Origin of the sequence: Leptospira alexanderi serovar Manhao 3 str. L 60 (assembly GCF_000243815.2) — a bacterium.
Lineage (GTDB): Bacteria > Spirochaetota > Leptospiria > Leptospirales > Leptospiraceae > Leptospira > Leptospira alexanderi.
The window spans coordinates 1-10,000 of the sequence record NZ_AHMT02000061.1; the positions used below are offsets into that span (position 1 = coordinate 1).

12 protein-coding genes and 1 tRNA gene (1 of these 13 cut by a window edge) are annotated in these 10,000 nt (G+C 37.9%); 6 read left to right on the plus strand and 7 right to left on the minus strand.

Annotated elements, in window-relative coordinates:
- Positions 1–293: 293 nt before the first annotated feature.
- Both LEP1GSC062_RS19500 and LEP1GSC062_RS19505 read right to left on the minus strand, forming a co-directional pair.
- The gene (locus LEP1GSC062_RS19500) at positions 294–512 is read right to left on the minus strand and encodes a transcriptional coactivator p15/PC4 family protein (protein WP_010577456.1); all 219 of its coding nucleotides are present in this window, start codon (positions 510–512) and stop codon (positions 294–296) included.
- Positions 513–757: 245 nt separating this feature from the next.
- A complete protein-coding gene (locus LEP1GSC062_RS19505; protein ID WP_020985322.1) occupies positions 758–1,690 on the minus strand; it encodes a ferredoxin reductase domain-containing protein in 933 nt (310 codons plus the stop codon).
- 214 nt (positions 1,691–1,904) lie between these two features.
- On the opposite strand from LEP1GSC062_RS19505, the gene lpxD reads away from it, so the two are divergent.
- Together lpxD and LEP1GSC062_RS19515 are read left to right on the plus strand one after the other, a co-directional pair.
- Positions 1,905–2,963: a UDP-3-O-(3-hydroxymyristoyl)glucosamine N-acyltransferase gene (lpxD, locus tag LEP1GSC062_RS19510; protein ID WP_020985300.1), complete on the plus strand. Its 1,059-nt coding sequence runs from the start codon at positions 1,905–1,907 to the stop codon at positions 2,961–2,963.
- Positions 2,964–3,024: 61 nt separating this feature from the next.
- A complete protein-coding gene (locus LEP1GSC062_RS19515; RefSeq protein WP_010577458.1) occupies positions 3,025–3,222 on the plus strand; it encodes a hypothetical protein in 198 nt (65 codons plus the stop codon).
- Between the two features lie 1,283 nt (positions 3,223–4,505).
- Here LEP1GSC062_RS19515 and LEP1GSC062_RS19525 read toward each other — a convergent pair.
- Positions 4,506–4,577 (minus strand) — tRNA-Gly (locus LEP1GSC062_RS19525).
- 24 nt (positions 4,578–4,601) lie between these two features.
- On the opposite strand from LEP1GSC062_RS19525, the gene LEP1GSC062_RS19530 reads away from it, so the two are divergent.
- Together LEP1GSC062_RS19530 and LEP1GSC062_RS19535 are read left to right on the plus strand one after the other, a co-directional pair.
- The gene (locus tag LEP1GSC062_RS19530; RefSeq protein ID WP_020985267.1) at positions 4,602–6,206 is read left to right on the plus strand and encodes a carboxypeptidase M32; all 1,605 of its coding nucleotides are present in this window, start codon (positions 4,602–4,604) and stop codon (positions 6,204–6,206) included.
- Positions 6,199–6,528, plus strand: a complete 330-nt coding sequence (locus LEP1GSC062_RS19535) for a hypothetical protein (protein ID WP_020985277.1) — start codon at positions 6,199–6,201, stop codon at positions 6,526–6,528. The genes LEP1GSC062_RS19530 and LEP1GSC062_RS19535 overlap by 8 nt, the downstream gene beginning before the upstream one ends.
- On the opposite strand, the gene LEP1GSC062_RS19540 is transcribed toward LEP1GSC062_RS19535, so the two are convergent.
- Genes LEP1GSC062_RS19540 through LEP1GSC062_RS19550 form a run of 3 tightly spaced genes read right to left on the minus strand, consistent with a single transcriptional unit; the run spans position 6,525 to position 7,906 of the window.
- Positions 6,525–6,911, minus strand: coding sequence for a DUF423 domain-containing protein (locus tag LEP1GSC062_RS19540; protein WP_010577460.1), 387 nt, complete (start codon positions 6,909–6,911; stop codon positions 6,525–6,527). The genes LEP1GSC062_RS19535 and LEP1GSC062_RS19540 overlap by 4 nt on opposite strands.
- Positions 6,912–6,929: 18 nt before the next feature.
- A complete protein-coding gene (locus tag LEP1GSC062_RS19545; protein ID WP_010577461.1) occupies positions 6,930–7,523 on the minus strand; it encodes a hypothetical protein in 594 nt (197 codons plus the stop codon).
- An 8-nt stretch (positions 7,524–7,531) separates the two neighbouring features.
- Positions 7,532–7,906: a TRL-like family protein gene (locus tag LEP1GSC062_RS19550; protein ID WP_039942808.1), complete on the minus strand. Its 375-nt coding sequence runs from the start codon at positions 7,904–7,906 to the stop codon at positions 7,532–7,534.
- A gap of 417 nt (positions 7,907–8,323) precedes the next feature.
- On the opposite strand from LEP1GSC062_RS19550, the gene LEP1GSC062_RS19555 reads away from it, so the two are divergent.
- Entirely contained in the window at positions 8,324–8,653 is a 330-nt protein-coding gene (locus LEP1GSC062_RS19555; RefSeq protein WP_010577463.1) for a hypothetical protein, read from the plus strand.
- A 17-nt stretch (positions 8,654–8,670) separates the two neighbouring features.
- On the opposite strand, the gene LEP1GSC062_RS19560 is transcribed toward LEP1GSC062_RS19555, so the two are convergent.
- Positions 8,671–9,267: a hypothetical protein gene (locus tag LEP1GSC062_RS19560; RefSeq protein WP_039942810.1), complete on the minus strand. Its 597-nt coding sequence runs from the start codon at positions 9,265–9,267 to the stop codon at positions 8,671–8,673.
- On the opposite strand from LEP1GSC062_RS19560, the gene LEP1GSC062_RS19565 reads away from it, so the two are divergent.
- A protein-coding gene (locus LEP1GSC062_RS19565) for a hypothetical protein (protein WP_020985259.1) crosses the window boundary here: on the plus strand, positions 9,266–10,000 show its 5' portion. Its footprint extends 363 nt past the window's final position; 735 of the gene's 1,098 nt are visible here — the first part of the coding sequence; its start codon is at positions 9,266–9,268; its stop codon lies off the right edge, out of view. The genes LEP1GSC062_RS19560 and LEP1GSC062_RS19565 overlap by 2 nt on opposite strands.

Consider the following 10,000-nt stretch of genomic DNA (forward strand, 5'->3'; position numbering starts at 1 on the left):
CAGGTTCTTATAGAATTCTTTTCTTAGGTCCCTATAATCAGGTTTTCAAGATTTACTACTCGGACGCATGAAAAGAATACTGTAATAAGTTTGTTTCAAAATTTAGAATGTTAGATCTTCTTCAAAAAAAGCCAACAATTCCGGATTCGTCGCAATTTTGTGAGCGCTTCTATATCTTTGTAAAAACCGTCCGTTAATTTTTGGTACCATTTTCATGCGTCTGAGTAGTAAAAGGTACCTATTGACTAGGTTGAATTGTGTGAAAAAACTTGTATCAAGCATAAAAATGAATTTTAACTTTTTACTTCGTTTTCGGCTTCAATGATTGCTTTTTTGATTTCGTCGTAGAGTTCCGGTGGGATTGCAATCCCTTTCTGAGTCGGCTTTTTTTCTCCGTCTTTATCGGTGTACCAAATTCGGAGATTGAGGTACTTAGTCCCTTTATATTCTGAAACTTCCACCCGAATCACTTCGCCTCTGCCTTTGTCTACTTCACGAATAATGATTCCCATATTTAATTCTCCCGATAAAATTTATAATTATCTCAAAGCTTCTATACAAAAGGACTCGAAGTTGTAGAAACTAAAGTTACCCTCTTGTTAAATTCAGAGCAATGTCTCTATGAAGCTAATTCTTCTACCAATATAAATGAGGGATATGAATTTCATCGAATTATTTTTTATAATATTCTTCGAGATTTTAAAATAAAAAAGCCGAAAGAAATCGAATTTCCTTCGGCTTTTTGAATTGAAAACAATCAGTATGTTTCAACGAATAACTGATGAGCACCTTCCAGATGATGTTTAAACTCTTCGTAAGTTCCGGTGTTTCCGGCAATCTTTTGAATTTCTTCAATCACACCTTTTTCCATTCCTTTCGGTCCGCCGCAAATGTAGAAACGTCCGCCGCCATTTAAAATCTTTTTCACTGTTTCTGTTTGTTCGTGAACTCGGTGGGAGATATACATTCTTCCGCCATCGAAAGAATTTTTTTCTTCTCTAGAAACCGCGGTAATAAGTTTAAAATTCGTATGCTTGGATTCTAAACCTCTAAGGTAATCCATCATTACAAGTTCATCGGAGTAAGGTGCTCCGTAAACAAGAGTGATATTTCCGGTAAATTTGATAAGTTTGTGTTCTAAAAGTTCCTCACTCATTCCAATAAAAGGAGCGATTCCGGTTCCTGTTGCAAGAAACATAATATCTTTGTCGAAGTCCGTGTTAGGAAGAAGAAATTTCTTTCCGGAAGGTCCAGTCATTATAACTTCGTCGCCCGGTTTCAGATCACACATATAGTTCGAACAAACACCTTTGAATTGAAGGTTTCCATTTTCATCGTATACGTTATCTCTTTTAATAATAAATTCGATATTGTCCTCTTTCATTCCAAAGGAATAACTTGGAGAAGCGATGGAATAAAGCCTTACAGTATAACTCGCATCGGCTAAACCTTTCGCTTTCTTTTCAGGATCTTCGCCTGGAGGAATTACCCCACCGCTTTGCCCGATTAAGTATGGATAAACGGAATGATCAAGCGATAGAGTGATTCTATGAACGAGTGCTTCTCCTTCTTTTTTGGGTCTTTTTCCGGTTCCGGCTTCCGGAGTTAATAGAACGTTGCTGATTACTTTAGCTTTGTAGGGATTGGATTTTTTGAATAAGTTAATCTGGGGTTCTCTAATCGGTTTCATGAGCGGGTACAATTCCTAAAAATGAAAAATTTTTTGAATTTCCTACATAGTTTTCAAACAGACCATTTCGTCAAACGGGATATTTATATCGTATTTCCGACGAAATAGTAATTCTTATAAATTGATAATTTTCTATATGCGATCTTTCTTCTTTTTTGAGTGACGATCGGAATTGTTCATTTCTCCGTGTAATAACGAAATAAAACGAGGAAACATGTCCCAGATCAAATTATCAGAATTAACAAAAAAAATAAGCGGATCTAAAATTATAAACACTCAGACACCGGACACGATCATCCTAGAAAAAATCGTCTCTATTTCTCCCGGAGTAAAAAATTCCGTAAGTTTTCTTTCTAGTAAAAAAATGTTAACCGAAGCCAAGAAAACCCTCTCCAGCGTGATATTAACTACCGAAGAACTTGCAAAGGAATTGTCTATTCCTTGTCTTGTAGTTTCTAATCCGGAACTAAGTCTTGCGGAAGTTCTCAACGTTCTTTATCCCTCTTACGTTCCTTCCGGAAAAATTGCTTCCACTGCTTCTATTCATCCGACTGCTAAGTTGGGCTTTGGAGTTACGGTAGGAGAATTTGTGGTGGTAGGAGAGAACTCTGTGATTGGAGCGAACACCTATCTCGAGGACGGAGTTAAGATTTCCAGAAATGTAGTCATTGGAGAAGATTCTCACATCGGTCTTAATTCTTCCATTCAGCACGGAGTCGTCATCGGAAAGAGATTTATCTGTTCCGGAAATTGTTCGATCGGTGGGGATGGATTTAAATTTGTTACCGCGAGTGGCAAACACCATAAAATTCCTCAAGTGGGCGGAGTAAAAATAGGAGACGACGTTGAAATAGGATCTTTGTGTACAATCGATCGAGGCGGTTTGGAGGACACGATCATTGGAGATGGATGCAAATTTGATAATATGGTTCACGTCGCTCACAATTGTGTGTTGGGAAAAAATATCATCATTGCTGGACAAAGTGGTGTTGCAGGTAGTACGATCGTTGAAGATGACGTAATCATCGGCGGAGCTTGTGCGGTTGCGGATCATCTTCATGTTCCGGCGGGAACAATCCTTGCGGGTGGAACTTCTTTGAGGAATTCTCCAAAGAAAAAGGAAATTTTTGTAGGTTGGGATTACGGTTTAACTTTTCCCGAATTTCAAAAAGTTCGTGTGAATATTCACAATCTCGTAAATTTCCAAAGATGGGCCAAAAGAATCAAAGAGTTGGAAAAACATGCCGGAATTAAAGTGGAAGAGAAGGAATGAGCTTGACAAGGCTTGAAATTGGAAAGCATTCTTTTTCTACACCCTATTTGGAGGATTTCCCTTGTATTCCCGAGCAAACGAAGATAACCCGGAAAATAAACCGGACAAAATCTCCCGTAAGCCGGATTTTTCCCAAAGTAAAAAGATAGGAAAGTTGTTGGAAGTTCTTGCCAATAACATTTTAGAAAACGACACAAAGAATATTGTTTTCTTGAATGAGATTCAAAATAATAGATCGGAAAGTTCAATTCAAAGATAGAATCCGAATCAATCTCGAATCGGTTCCTCCTTATGGAACCGATTGTCTTGTTCTTAATTAAAAATGTGTAATGTTTCATCGATTTAAAAACCGATTTTCCGTGTCGGTTCTTATAAACGTCGATTTACTAAATCTGTCTTCTGTAGAAACCAAATCGCCCTTCATCTTAAGATTTTGGAACAACTTCTAAGTGAACATTACAAAGTTCTGCTAAATGAATTCTTTTAGAGTAAACTTGTATTCGAGTCATTAGTTTATGCTTGAGGAATTTTTTGAAAAAAAATTTTGTGGATTCGTACTATAACCTAACTCATAAATTAACGTGAGTTCGTGGAGAAAGTTTGGGCGAATAAGAAACTAAAGTGCAACGACTCCCTGAACTCAGCAAACACCTTCCTATGGGTCGGTGTTTAGGTCGCTCTGCGGGTCGTCGTCGCAGCTCGCGAATTTCATAGATAAAATAGCTCGCGACCGCGCTTTAACTCAATGTTGCTGCCTACGATCGCAACATAATGCTCCAATTCCTTCGGAATTTAACTCAATGTTTCTCCCTACGGGTCGAAACATATAATCGCTTTCGCATTTTGTTATATCGAACTCACGTTAAATTAAGAAGGCTTTTGGGATCAAAAACTGATATTTTTCAAGTGTTCCGACGTGTCAGTGATTAGGGGGTTAGGGTTTAGTGGATAGAACTTTACATACAATAAAACGCAAGTGTTCCGACAAGAATCCTATTTTTTACTTGCAAAGAGCATGTTTTTCTGATAAAGAAAAATCTCCCGAGTTTTCCCGCCTCCTCTCCCCACCACCCAAAATCAGGGTGGGGCCGCGCCTGTTTCACAGAGGATCTGTCGGAATTCCAACAGATTTATCTTCGAATCCAAGTACTTGTGGGTAAGGTTGTGGACTCGCAGTCTCGCATCCCTGCTCGACTTTGCCCCGAGGCGTCTCACTTTGGCCTCGGAACATCCTGTTCCGCGGAAGCGTTTCTTCGCTCCTAAGGTCGCTTGAAACGCTTTACCAAAGTTCGCGTTCGAGTCTGGATTTTGTATTTTATGATTTTATTGAGAAGAAAAAAACTTTGCGGGCAGAGGGACTCGCCCTCTTCGCAGTCTCGCATCCCTGCTCGACTTTGCTCCGAGGCGTCTCACTTTGGCCTCGGAACGTCCTGTTCCTCGGAAGCGTTTCTTCGCTCCTAAGGTCGCTTGAAACGCTTTACCAAAGTTCGCGTTCGAGTCTGGATTTTGTATTTTATGATTTTATTGAGAAGAAAAAAACTTTGCGGGCAGAGGGACTCGAACCCTCACTGGAAGCTTGGAAGGCTACAGTGCTAGCCATTACACCATGCCCGCGATTCACGCAAAAATCATTTTTTTGTGGTTAGGGTACTTGTCAATCTAAAAGAAGAATTTTTACTATCCACTGAGATGAAAGAGTATGAGAACCTTTTTACCGAGCAGATCCGCAGAGAACTAAAATCTTTTACGGAATATAGAATCGCTTATCAAGAAATTTGGACGCTTAGAAATGTTCTTAGCGTACTTCAATGGGACTCGGAAATTATTTTGCCTGAGGAGGGAAGAGAGGAACGAGGTTCCCAAATCGGACTTCTTTCTGGATTGATCCATTCGAAATATGCCGGTGAAAGTTTTTACAAACTTGCGGAAAAGGCAAGAGAAGAAAACGAACAAAAGAATCTTCCGGGTCAAGCAGAACGAAAAATCGAGTTTGAAAGATTATTTCAAGATTTGGATCGTTCTCGCCGTCTTCCTCAAGAGCTTGTTGAGGAATTTTCCGTCACTACAAGTAAAGCGCACTCAATTTGGGTTAAAGCAAAAAAGGAAAATCGATTTGCGGATTTTGCACAAATTCTCTCTAAAATTGTTGAATTGAGTAAAAAACAAGCCGAATGTTATGGTTATCAAACGGAAGCATACGATGCTCTATTGGAAAGTTATGAGCCCGGTGAAAAAGCGAAAGATATAGATAAATTATTTTTTAATTTGAAGAATTCTTTAAAACCTTTAATTGCGAAAGGAAAGAAAGTTGCAAATCCCTTTTTAAAAGAAGTGCCAGTCTTCCTTCAAAACAAATTGGGAGAAGCTCTTCCTGGTATCTTGGGATTATCTTCTGGGATTTCTCGTTTGGACGCAAGTGAACATCCATTTTCTACTTCTCTTGGAAGTAAGGATAAAAGAATCACCACACGTTATGATTTGAAAGATCCGCTTTCTTCCATATTCAGTATTTTACATGAAACGGGACATTCTCTTTACGAAGTTGGAATATCCGAAATCAATGGCGGTCCTTCTCCTCTACACGATTCTGTCTCTTTGGGTATCCATGAATCGCAGAGTAGACTTTGGGAAAACCAAGTGGGCAGATCCAAAGAATTTTGGGAGATGTATTATCCGATTTTTCTTAATACTCTAAATATTAAAGAATCCGAATTGTCTTTTTCCAAACTTTTTTCTTATATCAACCAATCCGCCGCTTCTTTGATTCGAGTGGAAGCTGATCAGATTACGTATAACCTTCATATTATTCTCCGGTTTGAGATTGAGAGGGAATTAATCAACGGTGAAATACAAGTTCCGGAACTTCCGGAAGTCTGGAATTCCAAAATGAAAGAGATTTTTGGAATTACCGTACCTTCTGATAAGGAAGGAGTTTTGCAGGATGTTCATTGGAGCGGAGGAGCTTTCGGATATTTTCCGACTTATACGTTGGGGAATATTTATTCGGCTCAACTCTTTCAAACCTTTTCGAAAGAGAATTCGAATTTCCAATTGGAAGTAAAGCAGAGAAAAGACTTTTCTTCTCTCCTGAATTGGCTCAAAAGAAATGTTCATTGGAAGGGAAAATTTTATTCCGCTAAAGATTTAATTCGCTCCGCTACAGGCTCCGATCCAGATTCTTCTTATCTGATACAATATCTTGAAAAAAAACTTATTGAACTGGAATCGACCGATCATGGATGAAAAAGAAGAACTTACAGTAAAATCTTTTGAAGAGCTTTCTTACTTTGATAATTTGGCGCTTTATTACTTGTGTAATGAAGCGCCGCCTCAAACTCTCGCGTTGGCGTTTCTTATCGGAGACAGCAAGGTTTGTGGTTCCATGCTTGGGGTTCTTGAAGGCAAAAGAAGGGAATATGTGCATCAGCTTATGGCCGAACAAAAGGAGGCGGAAATTGCCAAGAAAGAGTCCGCTGTTCAAGGTCTTTTGATTATTGCAGAAGGTTTAATTACGAGAAGATTGATCGAAAAAAAAGGTAAATTCTATTACGGAACTAAACGTTAGTCGGCCTTTGATAGAATCGCGTAAAAACTAAGAAGGCCCCAAGCGATTAAAAATGCGATTCCTCCAACTGGAGTAATCGCTCCTAATATTTTAATTCCTGCGATCGCCAATATGTACAAAGATCCCGAAAATACTAGAATTCCCGTAAGAAATAAGATGGAAGAAAACCAGATAACTTGACTGTTGTTTACATATCCCGTTATCGCTAATATCAAAGGGGGAATACTATGGATCAGATGATACCGATTTCCTGTTTCATAAATTGCGAATAATTCAGGAGTTAAAATCGGTTTTAAAGCGTGAGCGCCAAATGCACCTAAAGCGACTCCGAGAAATCCCGATAAGGAAGAAAGTATAAGAATTGCCTTTTGTTTTCCTGTCATGTACTCAATGAATTCGGTTCAAAATTCTTGAATAGCATAACTTTTAAATCGAATACATTTTTTCTGAATTAACCAAAATAAATAAGCCGTTTGTTCTATGTCCAATCTGGAATCGAAAAGAGCTTTGATTTTATTTTTTTTCATTTCTTGTTTGAGTTCGTCGTAAAAACTCGTCTTTCCAAAAACGAATGATATCGGAACCAAAGCTTCCCGTTCTCCTTGTCTCAAAGGAAGGATCAATGTTACTCCTGTTTGGCAACCTTGGCTTTGCCCTTCAAAACGAATGATCCTGTATTTAGACCAGTCCCAATCATCCAATGAGCCGTGAAACATATCTTTGTGCGGAAGAGAAGAGGTGGAATGTATAAATCCGTCGAATCCAAACAAGCGTAACCGAGTAGAAGCATTTCCATAGTGGATTGAAGGATCTCTAAAGTAAGTCCCCGCTATGGACACACGGTTTTCGGGGGATAGAATTGCATCCGTTGGGTAGGGCATTGGATTTCGTTTAACAAGAGTTCTACGGTTTCCAATCGGTAACGCACATCCTAAGAGTAAAATCCCACTTAACAAAACTAAGAGGAAGATTTTGATTTTAATCTGGGACTTCATTTTATCTTTTACTCTTTTTTCATCAGTCGTTGCGGAAGTTTAACGCCGATTCCTGTTACTCGCGTGCACTTATAAAAGTAGAGGTTAAAAAATATTGACTTGACGTAATAGTCAGTTTGCACATCGAAAAGAAGATCGGCTTTGTCCTGAATCGCGTTTTGGACCGCGGCTTCATAACTTTCATCTCCCGTGTAAACAAGCCAAAGCCAACCTTCGCCACAGGCCTGCCCGGAAAGTTTTCCGACAGGGTCCATTCCGCGAACATCAGTGTAGCTTTGAGAATAAAACCAGCCGGGTGTTTTAACGTTTGTGTAAAGGCAGTTCCCGGTTATAATCAGCGTAGTAAAAAAAATAAAATAAGTTCTTATCGATAATAGCTTCATTTGCATTCCTAAATCGTTTTAAAATTTTCAAAAAGTTTGAATCTAAAAAATCAAAAGTCAAGGTAAAAGAATCGATGACATATCTTCGAAAGGAAAAAATAGAATGCTGAATATGGATTCAAGGATTTCTTTCCGAATGGGCGGAATTTTTTCGAAAAGAAATGAATCTTCTTAAATTCATACGAAACAAATAGTTTAACTAAATATGATTTAATTAAAATAGAAAATCCTTAACGAATGATATTTGCAGGAAATTTCTAAGTTCAGGTCTTCCTAAAAATATCGTTTATAACCGCACAATTCGATTTGTATCCGGTTATCATTTTATCAATAAAATGAACAAGATTTAGGATATTATCGAGCGAACTATCCGGTTTTGTCTTGACTAAGAAAAGATTGTCATTATCCAAATGAAATATGCAAACTGACGATAAAAAATACGTCCGAGTTTGGAAGAAGTTAAGCGTCTCCGAGGTTTCTTCTCAATTGATGTTAATCGACGACTTGTACGGGACATGCGGGAACTGCAAACATCTTGGTCTAAATTATACGAAAGATAAAAGTTGCCACGAATGTAAAACAAAGTTTCGTTATTTGGCAACCAATTCTAAATCTCAAACTGAAATCGCAAAAATTCTCAATCGTCTTGAAAAGGAAAATCTTGATCTGGTATTGATTGATCGGGATGATTTCAATCAGTCTAAGGCGAAAGACGCGATAAAGGATTTGTTTAAACCGAAGGAATGAATTTTTAGAATCGAATTTTAATCTTTTTTAGAATCGAGAAAATTTTTCAAACCTTGGATCGTTCTTTCTAGATCCGCAACTTGTTCCTTCAATGTATTACCATCCAAGTAGAGTTTTTTATCTGTGGAATGAAGTTCCTCGTAACCTTTTGCCATCAAATTGTGAAACGATTTTTGAATGTTCATCAGACCGTTTTCGAAATCCTTTGGATTGAGTTCCCGCTTTTTTTTGTAAAACTTTTTTAACGAGGAAAAAACAAAACGAAATAAAAGCACAGAATATGCGGGAATCAAAAGATAAATCGCGGTTAAAAGTACGGGCCCGAGATTCCAAGTTTGGGAAATTGATTTATGGAAGAACACTCGAATTGTCGAGACGACTAATACGCTTAAGGTATAATTCAGACGGCTTGTAGTCGGTGAAATTGTGTTGAGTAAAAATACTAGAATCAAAGAAAAGATCAAAACCAAGAATAAATCTAAAGGAACGATAGAAAAAAGAATCTTTAAAAAAGAAGTGATCATTCCGATGGTGTCGAGAAATGATTGGATCGACTGAGATAGGCTGTTAAAACTCGTTTTCAAATCTAAAAAAAAATCGGTAATCTGACTCATGAAATGGCTCCTAAAAATTCCAGGTTGGAAGAAACTCCAATCTTTCCTCATGAAACTGCAAGAACTTTCCTTTTTGCGAAAGCTTTATCTAGTTTACTCCGTCATCGGAATTTCTTTTCTCATCTTGCACGAGAATCATCTTCCTATTTTTTTTATTTTGCTTTTGGTTGCCGGAGCTTATTTGATTGCGACAATCTTTTTCTTTGTAATTTCTTTTGCGTTTGGAAAGCTTCTTAAGCAAGAACCTATTAAAAAATATAAAATAGGTCCTAACTCTGCAACGACTTACGATGCAGTTCGAATTCTTTTAAATCCGATCGTGGAAGGAATCGTATTCATTTGTTGTATCTTGTCGCTTTTCTTTACGGATTTTTATTCCAACCGATCCGGTATTATCTTTATCGCGGTTTATTGTGTCGTAGGCTTTATTCTTCGCTTTTTGGAAAGCACAGTTTTTTATAGAATTTCTTTGCTCGGCCTCATGGTTTTGACGGCCGGACTTTTGAGTTTTAAAGCGCTTCAACAAGCCGAGATATTAACCTCCTATCTGCTTTTTAAACCGACTTGGGAACAAAAAGAACTTACAAATTGGAATTATGATTCGGAATCCAGAATTCTGAAAAATTTAGATATTCAAATTCAACTTTCTCTACCAGAGGATTTTTACTTTCATAATCCTAAGAATCTAACTTTAAAGGATCAGACCGGAACTGGACAAATTGCGGGAATCATT